Below are 18,401 nucleotides of genomic sequence, written 5' to 3'. Positions count from 1 at the left end.
AAAATTACAGCTCTTTAGATTATAACTTTTGTAACCGTTGGTATGTTTTCTAAAATTCTCTTTACTCTATCTTGCCAAAGAGCGCCAAACTCTTTTACTTCATCACTACTAGCCATTCCGCCCATCATTTTTTGCATCAATTGTTGCATTTTTGGGCTTCCACCAATTGATGATGGATCATAATATACCTCTACACTTTTACCATTGTCAACTCTAGTAAATTTTACAGAAGAACTTATATTTGCGTCAAATTTCATAAGAGAGTGACGTGCAAATTTTCCACCTAAACCCTTAAATCCACTCTTATCAGTAGCACCTGTGATTTGAGAGATAACATTACTAATAACTCCAGCAACGCCATCTTCTAAAGAGTCGCTAAACTCAACTTTTATCTCTCCACGTACTGCTCTTGAGTTTGGATAAAGTGCCTTCAATCCTACTAAAGCTGTTATGTAAGCACCTGCAACTGTTGGACAGCTATGCCCAGCTGCTTTTACAACTTCTAAGAAACTTATCTCATACAAACCGCCTTCAAATGCACCTAATACATTTGAGAGCGGATCTACCACTTTTATGCTCTCAACACTATCAAAAAATTCTGGATATTTCATATAAAACCTCTATATATATTTTTTATTTATTACTTTTGCACTTATCGCTACTCTATCACTCATTAAATCAAAAACTTCATCAACCATTAATGACTCTATATCAATAACCTTAGAATCTTTAGAGATTTGTGCAAAACCTCTTTTTGTTTTTAACCTTGGATGGTTGGATTCTAACATTTTTTGTAGAGTCAATACTTGATTTTGAGCAATATTGATTCTACTCTGCATAGCACTTGGAAATCTGATTTTTACAGATTCCACTTCTTTGCTAAAACTTTGCATCTTAAAATAGATACTATTTGTAAAAGAGAGCTTAAGTTGAGTAATCTCTTCTAGTTTATAACTTATCTTTTTTTCTATGGAGTGCTCTTGATATAGTCTGTTTATATGTTCAAGTTCTTGCTTCGCGTTATTTAGTTTTTGTAAAATTATTTGCTCATATCTTTGCGCTAGAGAGTCTATATGCTGATACAACTCTCTCTCATCAGGAAGAGACATCTGCATTGCAGCACTTGGGGTTGGCGCTCTTAAATCAGCTACAAAATCGCTTATAACCCAATCTATCTCATGTCCTACCGCTGAGATTATCGGAGTTCTTGCACTAAAGATAGCATCTGCAACTATCTCTTCATTAAATGCCCACAAATCCTCTACACTTCCACCACCTCGCCCCAAAATAACAATATCATAACCTTTTGTATCTGCTACTTTAAGAGCCCTAACAATGGATGGTGCAGCATTGTCGCCCTGAACTAAAACATCATATATATCTATCTCTAAAACTCTGTATCTGCTGTTTGCAACGCGAAGCATGTCTTGAAGTGCCGCCCCTGTTGCAGAGGTTATAAGAGCTATCCGTTTTGGAAATTTTGGAAGAGGCTTTTTTCTTGAACTATCAAAATACCCCTTAGATGCAAGTCTATTTTTGAGTTGCTCATACGCCAAAGCCAAAGCACCATGCCCAGAAGGAGAGATACTAAAACAGTTTATCTGATACTCGCCTCGTGGCTTATAAAGAGTAACTGCACCATCAAGCACAACCTTTAAGCCCTCTTGGAGCTGAAATTTTAGCTTTGCAGCGTTTGCTTTAAAGATAACGGCTTTGAGAGTTGAGTTTTCATCTTTGAGTGTAAAGTAGATATGTCCGCTGTTGTGAAAGGTTATACGAGAGAGTTCCCCCTCAACTAAAACTCTCTCAAATGTACTCTCTAAGAGAGATTTTATCTGCTCATTTAAGGAAGAAACACTAAGTGTATACACACGAAGCGCCTATTTTTTTCTAGCAATCAAAAGTGTTGAAATATCCATGGAGAAGCTTTTTAGATAAATTATCTCAAATCCAACTGCCTCTAACTCTTTTTTCATATTTTCAACTGTTGAGAAACTCTCTATTGAATTTGGAAGATACTCATACGCTTCTAGGTTATTTGAGATAAAACCACCTATTTTTGGCAAGATTTTATTCATATAAAAATCTCTAATACGTCCAAGAAATGATGGATTTTCATTTTTCATAAACTCTAAAATAACAACTAAACCGCCAATTTTTAAAACTCTGTTAAACTCAACTAAAGCGGCTTCTCTCTCAACTACATTTCTTATGCCATAAGTTATACTAAGTATGTCGGCACTACTATCTCCCAATGGTATCTCAGTAGCTTTTGATATATGGTAATTAAATTTAGGGTATTTCTCTCTTGCTACATTTACCATCCCTTTTGATGGGTCAACGCCTACTATCTCACCAACAGCTATACCATTAGTATCTGCTCTTTTTTTCCAAAAATCCATCATGTCGCCTGTTCCACAAGCAACATCTACAATCTTATCGATACTCTCTTTTGCATAAAAAACATATGATAAATCACACGCTTTTCTTCTCCAACTCTTATCAACACCCATACTCATAACACGATTTGCAGTATCGTAAGTTGGTGCAATATCATCAAACATCGAAACTATTTTATTTTGTTTTTCTTGTTCTTGCATAATTTATTTTTCCCTTTTTATCCACATGATTATATCTTGCGCATCTTGGAGTAGATTTAAAATTTCAAATTTTTCGCTACCTATAAAACTATTTTTGCCCCCAAATTGAGAGGATATGAAAGTAAGATTATAATCAACTATCTCTTTTGAAAGTTCAAACATCACATCACCTCCCTCAATCATAATATTTTTATAATTTTTCAATTTATCAAAATTATCTGAGATTATTACCTCTCTATTTTCAACACTAAAAAGCGGTATAGTTTTATCAAATTGCAAATTTTTTGATAATATCAAAATATCTGGTGCTTTACCATCTACTAGTCTTGCATCAAGCGTTGGTCTATCTACTCTTACACTATTCCCACCAATAACTAAGAGGTCACAAACATCTCTCATTGCATGAACCTTTGTTCTTGATTTAAGAGAGCTAATTACTCCTTCATCAGTAGTACCATTTAGTCTTTGTGCCCATTTAAAAAATACAAATCTATCTTTTTGCCAAAGCTTAAAAGGTAGAAGCAATGCGTCACACTCTTTTTGCATAACACCATGTTTTATCTCCACGCCTGAATCTTGAACTATTTTATTGCCACCAGAGGCAACATCGTTAGAGTCAAGTGAGCCAACGATAAGCTTTTTAATGTTTAGTTTTGAAATAAGTGTTGCACATGATGGGGTTTTACCGATGTGAGAACATGGTTCTAGTGTTGTATATATAGTTGCTCCACTAAAGCAGTTGTTATGATTTTGTAAAAGATAGTTGTGGATTTGAGAAGATTCGCTAAGTTCTAAAATCTTATCATTGCCACTTAAAGTGTGATAAGCAGATTTTAAAGCTTCAACTTCAGCGTGAGGCAAACCTGCCTTTTTATGGGCTTCAACTGCTAAAATTTCGCCTCTCTCTGAGAGAACAACGCATCCAACAGCTGGATTTGGATATGTTAGTCCTTGATATTTCCAAGCCTCATCAAGGGCAAGGCGCATGTAAAAATTTTCGTCAATTACCATTCAAAATATGTTTTAGCTTTTGAGATTTGGTTAAACTCAACACAAAGTTCTTCGCCATCAACATCGAAACAAATATTTGATTCTTCTACTCTTACAAGCAACCCTTTATGCTTCTCTTTTGATTTTAAAGTAAAAGCCACTCTCTCGCCAACCGATAAAACAAACTGCTTGAGTGTGCTTACTTTTCTCTCTATTCCTGGAGTTCCAACTTCAAGTCTATACTCGCCAGACATTGGTGGAGTTACATCCAAAAGAGGAGAGATAAGACGACTTAAATGAACACACTCATCTAAGCTAACACCTTTTTTCTTGCCATCAACAATTTGTGTTGACAATACGTTTACTCTATATATTGATTCATCACCATCTTTAGCAACAGAAATCTCATATAGTTCTAACTCAAGTGATTTAACAAACGACTCTATATCTTTTTCTAAACTCATAAATAAATCCGCCTACTCTTTAGCAATTTTTTTAAATAACTCTTCAAGACTTTGAGCCTTCTCAAACTGTTCATCAAACTCAAATGTAAGATTCGGAGAGCGAAACCAGCCTTGATTTTTCATGCAATAAGTTTCAACAATCGGTCTGGCATTTTTTAAAAGCTTAATAAATTCGTTTTTCTCTTGCTCTGTATATGATGATGGGTGAATAAAAACCTTAGCATCACTTCTCCCGCGTGAACATTTAACATCAATTATATCTAGCTTATGAAGTCTTGCATCATTCAAACTGCCAAGAGCCGCAGGTATAAGCTCTAAAAGCAGAGACTCGGTTCTTTTTAGTTTAATCTGAGCTTCTGTCATAGAGATACTTTTTGTTCAACTTTTTTAAATGTCTCAATCACATCGCCTACGATTACATCATCGTAACCTTTTATCATAACTCCACACTCATAACCATTTCCGATTTCATCAACGTCATCTTTGAAACGTTTAAGTGATGTAAGTTCTCCCTCATGAACAACTACTCCATCACGAATAACACGTACCAATCCGCCACGGATAAGCTTACCATCAACAACAACACATCCAGCAACCATACCTCTTGGTGCCTTAAATGTATTTCTTACTTCTGCTTGACCCGTATTTATCTCTGTGAACTTAGGAGCCATCATACCAGTTAACATACCTGTCATATCATCAAGTAGTTGATATATTATAGAGTATGTTTTAATGTCAACATTTTTCTGTTTTGCTAAAGCTTTTACGCTTCCTGTTGGGCGAACATTAAATCCAAGAAGTACACAGTTTTCACTATTTGAAACAAGCTCAACATCGTTTTCTGTAATTCCACCAACACCAGAAGATATAACATTGATTTTAACTTCATCATTTCTCAACTCACTCAATGAGCTTCTAATCGCTTCTAGTGAACCGTGAACATCTGTTTTAAGAACAACTTTAAGAGACTTTAATCTTCCCTCAGCAATCATACTAGTCATATCTTCTAAAGTAGATTTTGTACTATGTGACAACTCTTTATGTCTATCATACTCATGACGTTTTTGAGCATATTCTCTTGCTTCTTTATCACTATTCATGGCCATCATAATCTCACCTGAAGATGGAACTTCATTTAGTCCAACAACAACCGCTGTATGACTTGGTTTAATGCTTTTAATCTGCTGTTTATTCTCATTTAAAAGTGCTTTTACACGTCCAAAAGAGCTACCACAAACTACATAATCACCAACACTTAGAGTTCCATTTTGAACAATTACAGTAGCAACTGGACCACGTCCTTTTTCTAATGAAGATTCAACTACAGCTGCTTTTGCCATAGCATTTTCATTTGCTTTAAGCTCTAAAACTTCTGCTGTTAGGAGGATGTTTTCAAGTAGTTCATCAATACCCATTCCAGATTTTGCAGATATTGGTATAAACTCAATATCTCCGCCCCAATCAATAGGATTTAATCCACGCTCAGCCATTTGAGCTTTTACCATATCTGGGTTTGCAGTTGGTTTATCCATTTTGTTTAGCGCTACTATAACTGGCACTTTAGACTCTTTTGCCAACTTTATAACTTCATCAGTCTGAGGTTTAACACCATCATCAGCGGCAACAACAATAATGATAATATCTGTTACGTCTGTTCCTCTTTGACGCATTTGTGAAAACGCTGCGTGACCTGGAGTATCTAGGAAAGTAATAGCTTTACCATGTTGTTCAATAGTATAAGCACCGATATGTTGAGTAATTCCACCAGCTTCACCCTCTGTTACTTTCGCTTTTCTAATAGCATCTAAAAGTGACGTTTTACCATGGTCAACGTGTCCCATTATAGTTATAACAGGTGGTCTCTCAGTGGCATCCTCATCTACTTCTTCGTTTAAATCTTCTTCATAGTTAAACGCATCTTTAGGGTCAACTATCGTTACTTCAACACCAAACTCTTCAGATAATATCTCAATTTCATCATGACCCAAGAAGTCATTTTTTGTCATCATTAAGCCAAGACTAAATAGTACTTTTATAACATCACTAATTGGACGATTAACTTTTTCTGCGAACTCATAAACGCGAATATCTTCAGGAATTTCTACATGCGTTATGATTAAATCTTCAGGCTTGTCTTTGATGTATTTTTTTCTTTTATCACGAGAAACATTTCTGCCTTTTGAAGAAGACTTTTTGTTTGCATTTCTACCAACTGGTTTTGCAACTTTTGCTTTTCTTGGCTCTTCTGGAACTAGCGCTTGTCTTTGTGTTGCATTTAAGTCAAGTAGTACCACTTGATCGTCCATATCCATAGAAACTTCAGATAAAGAAGCTCCAAATATATCAATCTTGACACCCTGCTCTTGTTTTTTAGCTCCACCTGAAACTGTCTGCTTTGCTTTTTTCTTATTTGCAAGCTCTTCTAAAACTTCAGCACTTATTTTCCCATATGAAGAGATTGATGATTGTGTCTGTTTTACTACGTGAACAAACTCATCTTCATCTTTTTCTTCAGGTTTTGGCTGCTTCTTTTTAACAATTTTTAAGCCAGACTTTTTAATTACCATTTTTTTAGGATCAGTTACTTCTAACTCTTTCTCCTCTTCTTGTGCTTCATCACTCTTTGGCAATACTTTTGTCTCATTACTAATTAGCTCAGATTCTTTAGTTTTTTCTACTACATCTTTTGGAGATTTTTCACTATTTTTTACAGGGAGAGTTGCTTGAGTATTTTTAATTTCTTTTATAGGAGTTTTTTCTTCTTTAGGAGTATTATTTGATGCTTTAGCTTCTATTTTTGTATCTGCTGCTGATACTTGTGCTAATTCACCGCTCATTATATAGTTCATTAAACCTTCTGCTTCTTCCATTGAAACTGAACTATTTGCCGACTTTATCTCAATGCCCATATCTGAGGCTTTTTTTACTACATCTTTAGAAGTAATTCCTAACTCTTTAGCAATTTCGTGTACTCTAACTTTTTCTGTCATCAGTGATGATCTCCTTTAGTATGTTCGAAAATTTATCTCTATCTGAGCTTTTACATTGTCGCATAATGGCTTTTAATGCTTTTTTCTCATCTTTGAGACAAATTTCACATATGTAAAAACTTCTACCCTCTCCTCTAAAAAGACTAAGTTGTGATTCTAAGCACTGAAGTCTGAGTAGATTTATCTGCATATCTCTTATTCTACAAGATATACACATCCTAAGAGGCTGGTTAAATTTTTTCGCCATTATATCTAAAAGTTCCTTGATTTACTTAGAAAATGAGTGTAACTTATTTATCAATAATAAGTCCCTCGTTGTCAAAATTAAGAATTTTTACAGCAAATTCTGGAAATTTTATAGCAAGTTTACTAGCTATACTTTCAGAATCTTCATCATATACCATAGAGAAAAATGTTGAACCGCTTCCAGAGAGAGTACTCATTAAAGCTCCGCTCTCATATGCAATTTTTTGAACATTAAAAAGTTCTGGCAAAGTCTTCATTCTTGCTTTTTGATGAAATCTATCTTGAGAAGCAAGTTTTAAAATTTCCCAATCTTCATTAAAAAATGCAGCAACACTCAGAGCTGTGTGTGAAAGGTTATAAACAGCGCTCTCTTTTGAATATGATTTAGGCAAAAGGGTTCTTGCTTTTGCAGTGCTCATCTGTTTGTTTGGTATTACAACAACTGCTTTTATATAATCTGGGAGATGTTTTTTTTGAGAAAAAACCTTATTTTTCTCAACAGTTGCTGCATTAAATCCACCCATAACAGCTGGTGTAATGTTATCTGGATGCGACTCATATACAAGTGCATGATTTAGTATTCTTCTTTTTGAAACTTTTATTCCTGCTGCTTCGTGTGCACTTGCAATTGCGCTAACAATTACGGCAGAAGAGCTACCAAGTCCTCTTGACATAGGTATCTGGTTATAAAAATTAAATTTAAAATTTTGCTTTTTTTTCGTTAGTCTGTTGTAATGTTCATTAAAAATACTGATAAAGAGGTTGTTGCCCTTTAATTTAGGGTTATTTTCACCCTCACCTTTAATGCTTACGCTAAAGAATTTCGACGGGTGAAATTCAACTACATTACGCAGATCAACTGCTAAACCTAAAGAGTCAAATCCTGGTCCAAGATTTGCACTAGTTGCTGGTACACTTACTGTCACTTTGTTCCTATCCTAGCGCTCCAATTCCATAAAGAGGCGTAGTTATTGTGCTAAACTCTCTATAATCTAGTACATCCAGAAGCGTAAATCTAACCTCTGGTACTGTTTCTATTTTTTGAGTTTTTATTTCTGATGAAATTTTAACAAAATATAGCTTTCCAATCGCTTTTATTGGCTGATTTTCATTAAAATAAAAGGCGTCTGTTGCATATAGTGGTATATTTTTAAGTATGCTCATAGATTTTAAAAATATATAAGCAACCTTTATAGCCATAAAGCTACCTGGTCCATTTGCATAAAAAAGAGATTTTATACTATATTTCTTTGATATTTCATCAAAAAGAAGAGGTAGAATTTCAGAGCTTTTCTCACTAGTTGCGATAGTCTCAATTAGTTTTGTGTCCTCATATATACCAATTAAAATTGGAGATGAGAGAGTCACAAAAACTAAATCAACACTTTTAAGCATATGCTTTTTCTAACTCTTTTGTCTTTTCACCAACAAGTTCAACAACTTCATAATTTTGGGCATCTTTTAATAGCTCTAGAGTTAACTTATGGTTTAAATCATGACTTCCAGCCATAGCTTCATAGTTACCTACAAAATTCATCCCTATTAGCGCCATGTCTCCGATTGCATCTAATATCTTATGTCTTACAAACTCATTTTCAAATCTTAATCCCTCAGGATTTAAAACCTTTTTCTCATCGAGTACGATTGCATTCTCTAGTGAGCCTCCAAGAGCCAAACCTTTTGAACGTAAATACTGTACTTCATGTAAAAAACCAAAAGTTCTAGCACGTGCAATCTCATCTTTATAACTCTGCTTTGTAAAGTTTAAAATATACTCTTGCTGTTGGATAACTGGATGTGGAAATTTGATAGTAAAACCATATTTTAAATCAGTTGATGGAGAGAGTTTTACATACTTTTCGCCCTCTTGTACAATTATCTCTTTTTTAATGCGCATAATCTTTTTTGGCACATCAAGTTCAACTATCCCTGCTTCATCTAAAAGCATACAAAAACTAGCACTGCTTCCATCCATAACAGGTACTTCGTCTGCATCGACAATTATCTTAAGGTTATCAATTCCATAAGCATATATTGCAGATAACATATGCTCAATAGTAGAGATAACATAACCATCTTTACCTATAACAGTCGCCATTTTAGTATCAACAACATTTGCGGGGATAAGTGGAATTGCTACATCAACGTCACTTCTGTAAAAAATCAATCCGCTGTTGGATGCTAAAGGTTCAAGTCTTAATTTAACAGCGGAGCCTTTATGCAACCCTATTCCAACTAACTCAACACTTTTCTTAATAGTTGTTTGATACATTTTTGCTCCTGCAATTAAATTTTGTATAGTTTATATTTTTTTGTCAATTATATCTTTTGCACTCTTAATAACATCACTGATATTTAATCTCATCCAGTCATTATCCATCCATTCAGCTGGATGAACTTCTATACCTTGGACTAAAACACCAAAGTGAAGGTGATCTCCCATTGCGTAACCACTCTTGCCTGTATTTGCCAGATGAGAGCTATCTGCTATAACGTCTCCACTGTTAACAGCAATACTTGAACAGTGCCCATAGAGCGTGTAAAGCCCTAATCCATGGCTCAATATAGGCATATTTCCATAAAGACCATTATACTCAGCAAAAACAACTTCTCCGCCATTTTGAGGAATTATCTCGGCTTGTGCATTACTAGCAAGGTCTAACCCCATATGGTATGATTCGCTTATCTCTTTATCATTATATGAGTAAATTCTATGATCTCCATAATGAGCGACTACTGCACCATTTTTAAGCGGGTACATACTGTTTATATGGAAGTCTTGAATCATCTTCTGAGGAACTTTTGATGTAATTTCATGGATTAACTTCTCATTTTTTAATCTTACTGTCTCGTTTATCAATTTAAACTGTTCTATTGAGTCAGTTGCTCCCTGTGTCTCTTCAAACTCTTCTGCTAATTCAGCAATTTTGCCTTGTAAGAAGCTATCAGAGAGCTTAATATTTGAAACTTTATAAATTTTTTCTCTTAAATACAGTGGGATATACACCTGAGTACTGTTTTTTGCATAATCCTGTGCAACAACCGTAGCTTTAAAGTTTGCCTCTGTTATAGGCCATGCAATAAGGGCTATATAGTACCCCTCTTTGTAAAACGGCTGTGCTTTAAATTTTTTATCAAAATTTGTCTCTATATAAAAATCTTTTAAATTTTCATCTTCAATTTTAAATACAACAAGCGCTGAACCGCCTTTGCTAATTTTATATGAGTTTGCAATTATATTTATAAGCGGTCTTTTTTTGTCAATTTTTATACTATACTCTTTTTGAGTAGCGTTTCCTTGAAAAAAATTCCATTTACTTGCATCTAGTGCTTCAATAATAATTTTTATATCTTTATCTTTCATCGTATAGGCACTCTTAGGTGATTCTATTTTTATATCAACAATATTCTTTGCTTCCATAAACTGTTCATGATACAATACAGTATCTCCTGAAGTGCTCTTTAATACTACTCTATATGATTTAAGACCACTTCTATCTTGTATGGATAATTTTAATGGATCTTTTAAATTCCAATAACCATCACTCTCTAAAGATATTGCAGGGACTTCTCTCTCAAACATTAGAGAGTTGTACACATAAAAAGCACCGCCAACTATTAACACTAAAACAAACAACACACCATATAAAGAACCATTTTCTCTTCTTCTCAACTACATTTCCTTTTTAATTAAATTAAGCATAAACTCTTTAGCTTCATCTAGTGATACCAAATCATTAAGCGTAAAACTTGAGCAACTCTTATCTGTTGTGGCATCAAAATTTGATACTATTTTTTCACAATTAACTTCAGAAGCACAACAAACAAAACACTTTATTTTAAAATTACTTTTTTGCATTAACAAAAGAGCTATCTCTGTATGAGGCAAAAAAAGTGACTCATGTAGTGCTGCTTGTGCATCAAATGCTGTTGCACCACTTGCTCTCATATCCTCATCACTTACACAAAAAGTAGCAACTTTTGCATCGTAGCACAGTGACATATTTTTAAACATAGTGGCTTTTAATCTCAAAGCACCTAGCATGATACTTTTCATTATATTTTTATTACACAATTTAAAATCTGCACCACACTCTATTAACTCTTTAGCCATAGCAAATGTCGTACCACAGAGCTTATCAGACAAAAATCCATCAGTTTCATAAAGAAGCCCAGAATATAATGCAGTAGCAATCTTTTGATTTATTTTTATCTTATGATCTTTAAAAAATTGGTACAAAACTTCTGATTTTGATATAAAACTTATTAGCTCACACTCTATCTCTAAATGCTCTTTATTCGTAGAGTCAAAACTTATAGCCAAATCCGCACTTTTTGGAAATGTATTTTTTATATCTTGGACCCATGGAATAAATGAGATTCTATGATTTGTATTTGATGTTTTACAAACCCAAGAAACTTTTTTATGTTTTTGAAGCAAAAAAGTATAAAAAGCACTAGCATTACCAATAGATTGAGCATCAAAACAGTTATGAGAGAGAATGACTATGTGAGTAGCACTATCTATTTTTTTTAATATTTCATTCAATTTATGACTACTTTAGCTATATTTTTTGGGATTATATACTACTTCTTATTCATTTTGTAAACATATGCCAGAACCTCGGCTACTGCTCCAAAGAGTTCATTTGGTATTGATTTGTCTAAATCTACCTGCGCATAAAGGCTTCTTGCCAATGGAGGATTTTGCACTATATGAACACCATTTTCTCTTGCTATTTTTTTTATCTGTTGCGCTATATTATCCATCCCTTTTGCCACAACAATTGGAGCGTGAGATTTTTGTTCATCATACTTTATTGCAACTGCGTAGTGTGTCGGATTTGTTATAACAACATCTGCGGTTGGAACGGAAGCCATCATTCTTTTTCTTGAAGCTTGCATCTGGATTTGACGTATTTTCGCCTTAATCATAGGATCTCCATCCATGTTTTTCATCTCATCTTTTATCTCTTGCTTACTCATTTTTAGCCCATCAAAATACTGTTTTCTAACAATTATAATATCAATAACTGCAAAAATAAAAATAATTAAAAGCATAACAAAAGCGATGATTATCATCTTGTCTCTAAGCCAAATCATCTGGTCATTAAATCCAAAAAGAGCAACTGTTGGAAGTTCCATGATAAATAAAAAGAAAAAAACAAACCCAACGCCAAGGGTTGTAAATGATTTAAAAGTTATCTTAATGCCATCTATCAATTTTTTCATTGAGAAGAGATTTTTCATCCCTTTAATCGGGTCTATTTTTTTAAAGTCAGGCATTATTGCTTTTGAAGTAAATAAAAAACCAAACTGAGCAATAGCAGCAACAATACCAGCAACAGCAACAGCAATTGAGAGAGGCATAACAATTAGAAAAAATTCTTTCATAGTGACTATTGCAATATCCACCATAAATTCCCTATCTATAGTCATACCAATAAGAGAAAAATAGTATTTAAATAGCAAAAGAAGATGGGAACTCATGTATGGAAAAAGCATCAAAAAAGCTAAAATGGCAACAAATAGCGTCATAACACCTGAAGCATCTTGAGACTTTGGAACATTTCCCTCTTTTCGGGCGTCCTCTATCTTTTTGGAGGTGGGTTCTTCTGTTTTTTCTGCATCATCTGCCATAAATACTCCTTAGAAGAACTTTTAAAATCTTGACAAAGATTTTACTTTGGCATAAAACACTTAACTTAATCCATTTTCATTGATAAATCTATCCAGTTTGCTTGATGGATAAGAGAACCGCTGCTTATGGCATCAACACCAGTTTTTGCATAGCTCTCTATACTTTGGAGTGAGATGTTTCCACTCGCTTCAATGAGTATATGTGCAAAATTTGCATCTCTATATTTTACAACCTCTTGAACTTGCAGAGGCGTCATATTGTCACACATCACGATATCAGCACCCGCTTCAAATGCCTCAATTGCAATCTCAAGAGTTTCCGCTTCTACTTCAATTTTTGCAGTAAATGGAATCTTTTGTCTAGCCTTTTGTATATAACTCTTCAAATTTTTTATAGTCTTTAAGTGTGTATCTTTTATCATCAAAGAGTCATCTAATCCCATTCTGTGATTAACTGCTCCGCCACATCTTGTCGCATATTTTTCAAAAACCCTAAGCAGAGGTCTTGTTTTTCTAGTATCTAAGAGTTTTACACCGTATGGCTCTATAATTTCTGCATATTTTTTAGTAAGTGTAGCAATTGAACTTGCATGAAGAAGCATATTTAAAAATGTTCTCTCAGCACGAAGAAGGATATGTGATGTTCCATTTAGCGTTGCCAAAATATCACCCTTTACAAAGCTATCTGAATCTTTCTTGTTCCAAACTACACTAAAATTCTCTAGTTTTGCTAAAGCGTCACAATAGATTACTCCAGCAACAACTCCATCACTTTTGGCAATGATTTTTGCAGATGCCGCTACACTTGGCTCAACAAGTGCATACAAATCTCCTCGTCCTACATCTTGTGCTAATGTCTCTTTTACAAAATCTTCTATCATAGAGCCATCATTCTATCTAGTGCTATTTTTGCCCACTTTTGAGTATTTGCATCGATATGAATTTCATTTAATGGTTCACCATCATCAATAGATTTTAAAACATCATAAACGTCTCTTAGAGTTGTCTCATTCATGGTTGGGCACTCTGGTTTTGTGGATGAGAGAACATATGTATTTTTTTTGCGCAGACGATTTACAAGGTTAAACTCTGTTCCAACAGCTACTTTTTGATCTTCATCTAAATCTTTTATATACTTTATAAGTTGAGAAGTTGAACCCACAAAATCTGCGGCATTGCAGATTGATGGATCACACTCTGGATGAACAGCTATTAAAATTCCAGGGTATTTTTTACGATAAAAGTTAATATCATCAACTGAAAATAGCTGATGAACTGAACAAAAACCGTTAAAGCAAATAATATCAGCATCTGCGACACTGCTTCCATCACCTATAACGCAAGATTTTAGCCCCATTTGATTTGCTATATTTTGCCCCAAACATCTATCTGGAACGAAGAGTATTTTTTTACCCTCTTGCAGAGCTGTTGTAATTATTTTCTTTGCATTTGAACTAGTGCAAACCATTCCTCCCATCTCACCAACTTTAGCTTTTACATCAGCATTTGAGTTTATATAAGTGATTGGTAAAATATCTTCATTTTTAATTCCAGCTTCATTAAGAGCTTTTACGGAAGCATCAAACTGCATCCCATCAATCATAGTAGCCATCGCGCAGCACGCTGCCTTTGGCATAACTACTCTTTTGTTTGGAGATAAAACTTTTACACTCTGCCCCATAAATCCAACACCACAAAAGACTACAAATTCTGAATTATCAGCCATCGTTTTTTGCGCAAGTTCAAGAGAATCTCCTGTAATATCGCCCATCTCAAAAACTTCATCTCTTTGATAAAAATGTGCAACAACCGTTACACTTAACTTCTTTTTATATTCGTTAATTTTCTCTTTTAACATCTCTGTTGTTAGTTCCAAAATAATTCCTTATTTTAAGTATCGCGCAATTATAGCAAAAAACAGTATCGCAGATATTTTATATCTCTATAATCATATCTTATGTACAATTGCTTAAATTTTCAATCAAGGTTTTTAATGGATTTTTTATTTAATACAAATGCTCAATTTTTCATAGCAGCGTACCTCATAGGCGCTATTCCTTTTGGTCTTATATTGGCAAAAAAATATGCTGGTGTAGATGTAAAATCGAGTGGTTCTGGAAGCATCGGTGCTACTAATGTTTTAAGAGTTGTAAAAGAGAGCAACCCATCTTTAGCAAAAAAATTAGGCGCAGCAACACTCTTTCTTGATGCTATCAAGGGGGTTTTAGTTTTAGCAGTTGCCTATTTTTACGGGGTTAGCGAAGCTACACTTTGGGGCATATCTGTTCTAGCAGTCATTGGTCATTGCTACTCTCCATATTTAGGATTTGAAGGCGGAAAAGGTGTTGCTACTGGGATGGGAGTTATGATGTTTATGCTTCCGTTTGAGACAATTATCGCACTCGTTGTCTGGGCTCTAGGTGCTAAATTTATCCGCATATCTTCATTATCTTCACTCACAGCTCTTGGCGCATTAGTAGTAGCTAGTTTTATAATCCACCCAGATATGGCTCATGCTCCTGTTCTCATTATCGGTTTTATACTTTTATATAAACATATACCAAATATAATTCGCCTATTTAAGGGTGAAGAAAAAAGGGTTGTATGATTATCCATATTGAAAATCTAAAATTTCAATCTATTATTGGAATTTTAGATTTTGAGAGAGCCACCCCACAAGAAGTAATTATCAATATTCATATAGATTATAAGCATGAAGAAAACTTTATCGATTATGCTCAAGTTGTTACTTTTATCAAAGGTTTAATGATAAATAGTCAATTTTTACTCATAGAAGATGCTTTAAAAGAGATAAGTTTAAAGTTAAATAAAGAATTCAAAGGGATAAAAAGCATAAACTTAAAGATAACAAAATCATCTATTTTGCCCGATTGTATGGTAAGTGTAAGTGATTTTACAGTTTTTGAATCTTAATTGTAAATTAAAGATTTATTAAAAAAAATTGAAATTTTCTTTAAAATAACCTAAAATTATGATATGATTCCGCCAAAATATTCACTCATAGGACATAATTTATGCGCATTCTTATAATAGAAGATGAAGTTACTTTAAATAAAATGCTCGCAGAGGGGCTAAAAGAATTTGGCTACCAAAGCGATGTAGTAGAGACTCTAAAAGATGGTGAATACTATCTTGATATTCGTAACTATGATTTAGTACTTATGGATTGGATGCTTCCAGATGGAAACAGTATAGATATCATAGGAGACATTAAAACAAAAACTCCAAAGACTGTTGTTGTTGTTTTATCAGCAAGAGACGATAATGAGAGCGAAATTTTAGCCCTAAAAAGTGGTGCTGATGACTATATTAGAAAGCCTTTTGACTTTGATGTTTTAGTTGCACGTCTTGATGCACGTCTTCGTTTTGGTGGTAGCAATATAATTGAAATCGAAGATCTTATCATCAATCCTGAAGAGGAAAAAATTACATACAAAGAAGTTGAGATTGAACTTAAAGGAAAACCTTTTGAAGTTTTAACTCACTTAGCACGTCACCGTGATCAAATAGTTTCAAAAGAACAACTGCTAGACGCTATCTGGGAAGAGCCTGAACTTGTTACTCCAAACGTAATTGAAGTTGCAATAAATCAAATCAGACAAAAAATGGATAAACCTCTTAACATAACTACTATCGAAACTGTTCGCCGTCGTGGATACCGTTTCTGTTTTCCAAAAGAGATAAACTAACATAAATAGCAAAGGAGAACTTACTCCTTTAGCTACTAAATCACTTTTTTATTCGATACAATTACAGAATATTTAATATTAGGTAAAAGTATGTTTTCACAAAGAAGTATAAGACAAAGTTTTTTAATACAACTTATCATTGCTTCTTCTTCTTTAATTCTTCTTTTCTCATCAATTTTATATTTTTATATTGAAAAATCAATCATAGATGAAAAATATCATGAGCTCTCTGTTTATGCAAAAAATGCTACTAGTAACGAATCTATTTATGGAGCATCTGTTCCTACACCAGATGAGTATTTAGGGCTAACTATTGAGATTATGTACTTGAATACCCAACATCTAAATCTCGACTTTTATGAAACTACAAAAAATAACAAATCATATCTGACTCTAATTCATCCTTTTAATTTTGATGAGCTTAGTTATCTTAAAATCACAAAAGACATTACTGCTACACGCACGCTTTTAAATAAAATACTTAACTATCTTTTAGTAATTAACATTGCTGGATTTTTACTTGTAATTATCTATGCGATAGGTTTATCAAAAATGCTAGTTTCTCCTGTAAAAACCCTTAGCAACAAGCTCTCAAATATGAATGAACATCTTATGCGCCCAATTATCGTTGAAGAGTTGCCTGAGGAGTTTGAGCCACTTGGTGCGACTATAAATCATCTTATCTTAAGAATCCAAAACTTTGTAAAATACCAAAAAGAGCTCTTCATCGGAACAGCGCATGAGTTAAAAACACCTCTTGCAGTCATTAAACTAAAAAATCAAGTAACTCTTATCAAAAAACGCACTCCAGAAGAGTATATAGAAGCTCTAAAAATTACAAATAAAACAGTTGATGAGATGAATATAATCGTCTCAAACATCTTAAACATAGGCCGTCAAGAGGGAATGCAGCTAGACAAGCCTCAAGAGGTTGATGTAATTACACTACTAAGACAAAAAGCTGATGATTTTAATCTTCTTGCTGCAAATGAAGATAAAACTCTTGAGATGAGTTTTGAGCCTAACGGCTTTATGGCGATTTTACAAGTTGGACTTTTAAATCAGATAGTGCAAAATTTTCTCCAAAATGCTCTCAAGTTCACTCCTAAAGATAAAAGAGTTATACTGAAGAGTTCTTTAAATAGCTACGGACTTTTGATTGAAGTTATAGATGAGGGGTGTGGAATTGATGAGAGTTCTGATTTGTTTGCACCTTTTAAGAGAGAAGGAAATAAATCAGGAGTTGGTCTAGGACTTTTTCTAGCCAAGAGTGCTGCTGATGCGTTAGGTGCTAAAATAAGCATAAAAAATAGAACAGATGGCATAACTGGAACTATTTCCTCTTTAAATCTCAACTCTAAACTATCATGCATCTTGCCAACAAATTAAACAAATAACTATATTTAAAAAACAATAAAGCTATATTTAGCTATAAATCGGGCACATGAAAATATATACTAAATAATATATTTAAATTAGATTACAACTATGAGGTATTTTAATGGCTTTAATAATAAATGATGAGTGTATTGCATGCGATGCATGTCGTGAAGAGTGCCCTACAATAGCTATTGAAGAGGGCGACCCGATTTACTTTATTGATCCAGATCGTTGTACTGAGTGCGTTGGTGTCTATGATGAACCAGCATGTATATCAGTTTGCCCTGTTGATTGTATTATCCCAGATAAAGATAATGTAGAATCAATTGCTGAGCTTCAATTTAAATATAAACAAATACAAGAAGAGGAGCTTTAAGCTTC

Annotated in this window: 20 protein-coding genes; 5 read left to right on the top strand and 15 right to left on the bottom strand. The window is 33.9% G+C overall.

The features are described 5' to 3' along the window. Nucleotides 1-14: 14 nt before the first annotated feature. The 15 genes from AC6H33_RS03400 to nadA all read right to left on the bottom strand — a co-directional run bounded on the left by AC6H33_RS03400 (nucleotide 15) and on the right by nadA (nucleotide 14,788). The gene (locus AC6H33_RS03400; protein WP_497605562.1) at nucleotides 15-611 is read right to left on the bottom strand and encodes an FmdE family protein; all 597 of its coding nucleotides are present in this window, start codon (nucleotides 609-611) and stop codon (nucleotides 15-17) included. Between the two features lie 9 nt (nucleotides 612-620). Further along, nucleotides 621-1,871 carry an exodeoxyribonuclease VII large subunit gene (gene xseA / locus AC6H33_RS03395; RefSeq protein WP_497605561.1) on the bottom strand — a complete coding sequence of 417 codons (1,251 nt, stop codon included), beginning with the start codon at nucleotides 1,869-1,871 and terminating at the stop codon, nucleotides 621-623. Between the two features lie 9 nt (nucleotides 1,872-1,880). Next, entirely contained in the window at nucleotides 1,881-2,600 is a 720-nt protein-coding gene (gene ubiE, locus AC6H33_RS03390; protein ID WP_497605560.1) for a bifunctional demethylmenaquinone methyltransferase/2-methoxy-6-polyprenyl-1,4-benzoquinol methylase UbiE, read from the bottom strand. Nucleotides 2,601-2,603: 3 nt separating this feature from the next. Next, entirely contained in the window at nucleotides 2,604-3,611 is a 1,008-nt protein-coding gene (ribD, locus tag AC6H33_RS03385; protein ID WP_497605559.1) for a bifunctional diaminohydroxyphosphoribosylaminopyrimidine deaminase/5-amino-6-(5-phosphoribosylamino)uracil reductase RibD, read from the bottom strand. Further along, nucleotides 3,605-4,054, bottom strand: a complete 450-nt coding sequence (locus AC6H33_RS03380; protein ID WP_497605558.1) for an LSm family protein — start codon at nucleotides 4,052-4,054, stop codon at nucleotides 3,605-3,607. The genes ribD and AC6H33_RS03380 overlap by 7 nt, the downstream gene beginning before the upstream one ends. Before the next feature lie 12 nt (nucleotides 4,055-4,066). Continuing rightward, entirely contained in the window at nucleotides 4,067-4,417 is a 351-nt protein-coding gene (gene rbfA, locus AC6H33_RS03375) for a 30S ribosome-binding factor RbfA (protein ID WP_497605557.1), read from the bottom strand. Continuing rightward, a complete protein-coding gene (gene infB, locus AC6H33_RS03370) occupies nucleotides 4,414-7,044 on the bottom strand; it encodes a translation initiation factor IF-2 (protein ID WP_497605556.1) in 2,631 nt (876 codons plus the stop codon). Before infB ends, rbfA begins: the two co-directional genes overlap by 4 nt. Nucleotides 7,045-7,334: 290 nt before the next feature. Continuing rightward, the gene (gene thrB / locus AC6H33_RS03365; RefSeq protein WP_497605555.1) at nucleotides 7,335-8,216 is read right to left on the bottom strand and encodes a homoserine kinase; all 882 of its coding nucleotides are present in this window, start codon (nucleotides 8,214-8,216) and stop codon (nucleotides 7,335-7,337) included. Between the two features lie 7 nt (nucleotides 8,217-8,223). Then, nucleotides 8,224-8,685: a hypothetical protein gene (locus AC6H33_RS03360; RefSeq protein ID WP_497605554.1), complete on the bottom strand. Its 462-nt coding sequence runs from the start codon at nucleotides 8,683-8,685 to the stop codon at nucleotides 8,224-8,226. Then, a complete protein-coding gene (lpxC, locus tag AC6H33_RS03355) occupies nucleotides 8,678-9,562 on the bottom strand; it encodes a UDP-3-O-acyl-N-acetylglucosamine deacetylase (protein ID WP_497605553.1) in 885 nt (294 codons plus the stop codon). The genes AC6H33_RS03360 and lpxC overlap by 8 nt, the downstream gene beginning before the upstream one ends. A gap of 30 nt (nucleotides 9,563-9,592) precedes the next feature. After that, nucleotides 9,593-10,963, bottom strand: a complete 1,371-nt coding sequence (pgp6, locus tag AC6H33_RS03350) for a peptidoglycan metallopeptidase Pgp6 (protein ID WP_497605552.1) — start codon at nucleotides 10,961-10,963, stop codon at nucleotides 9,593-9,595. Beyond that, complete coding sequence (locus AC6H33_RS03345) at nucleotides 10,964-11,839, bottom strand: DHH family phosphoesterase (RefSeq protein ID WP_497605551.1); 876 nt, start codon at nucleotides 11,837-11,839, stop codon at nucleotides 10,964-10,966. Between the two features lie 38 nt (nucleotides 11,840-11,877). Continuing rightward, nucleotides 11,878-12,930: a flagellar biosynthesis protein FlhB gene (gene flhB / locus AC6H33_RS03340; protein ID WP_497605550.1), complete on the bottom strand. Its 1,053-nt coding sequence runs from the start codon at nucleotides 12,928-12,930 to the stop codon at nucleotides 11,878-11,880. 65 nt (nucleotides 12,931-12,995) lie between these two features. After that, nucleotides 12,996-13,811: a carboxylating nicotinate-nucleotide diphosphorylase gene (nadC, locus tag AC6H33_RS03335; protein ID WP_497605549.1), complete on the bottom strand. Its 816-nt coding sequence runs from the start codon at nucleotides 13,809-13,811 to the stop codon at nucleotides 12,996-12,998. Continuing rightward, nucleotides 13,808-14,788, bottom strand: a complete 981-nt coding sequence (nadA, locus tag AC6H33_RS03330; RefSeq protein ID WP_497605979.1) for a quinolinate synthase NadA — start codon at nucleotides 14,786-14,788, stop codon at nucleotides 13,808-13,810. Before nadA ends, nadC begins: the two co-directional genes overlap by 4 nt. Before the next feature lie 135 nt (nucleotides 14,789-14,923). On the opposite strand from nadA, the gene plsY reads away from it, so the two are divergent. From plsY to AC6H33_RS03305, 5 genes are all read left to right on the top strand, one after another. Next, nucleotides 14,924-15,538: a glycerol-3-phosphate 1-O-acyltransferase PlsY gene (gene plsY, locus AC6H33_RS03325; protein WP_497605548.1), complete on the top strand. Its 615-nt coding sequence runs from the start codon at nucleotides 14,924-14,926 to the stop codon at nucleotides 15,536-15,538. Next, complete coding sequence (locus AC6H33_RS03320; RefSeq protein WP_497605547.1) at nucleotides 15,535-15,864, top strand: dihydroneopterin aldolase; 330 nt, start codon at nucleotides 15,535-15,537, stop codon at nucleotides 15,862-15,864. Before plsY ends, AC6H33_RS03320 begins: the two co-directional genes overlap by 4 nt. A gap of 101 nt (nucleotides 15,865-15,965) precedes the next feature. Next, nucleotides 15,966-16,640, top strand: coding sequence for a homeostatic response regulator transcription factor HsrA (gene hsrA / locus AC6H33_RS03315; RefSeq protein ID WP_497605546.1), 675 nt, complete (start codon nucleotides 15,966-15,968; stop codon nucleotides 16,638-16,640). A 90-nt stretch (nucleotides 16,641-16,730) separates the two neighbouring features. Continuing rightward, nucleotides 16,731-18,029 carry a sensor histidine kinase gene (locus AC6H33_RS03310; RefSeq protein ID WP_497605545.1) on the top strand — a complete coding sequence of 433 codons (1,299 nt, stop codon included), beginning with the start codon at nucleotides 16,731-16,733 and terminating at the stop codon, nucleotides 18,027-18,029. Nucleotides 18,030-18,141: 112 nt separating this feature from the next. Continuing rightward, on the top strand, nucleotides 18,142-18,396 hold the full coding sequence (locus tag AC6H33_RS03305) for a YfhL family 4Fe-4S dicluster ferredoxin (protein WP_497605544.1): 255 nt from the start codon (nucleotides 18,142-18,144) through the stop codon (nucleotides 18,394-18,396). Nucleotides 18,397-18,401 lie beyond the last annotated feature (5 nt).

The sequence above is a fragment of the Sulfurimonas limnophila genome (assembly GCF_059705345.1).
The sequence above is the reverse complement of the archived record's forward strand: the minus strand, read 5'-3'. Positions and strand labels throughout refer to the sequence as shown.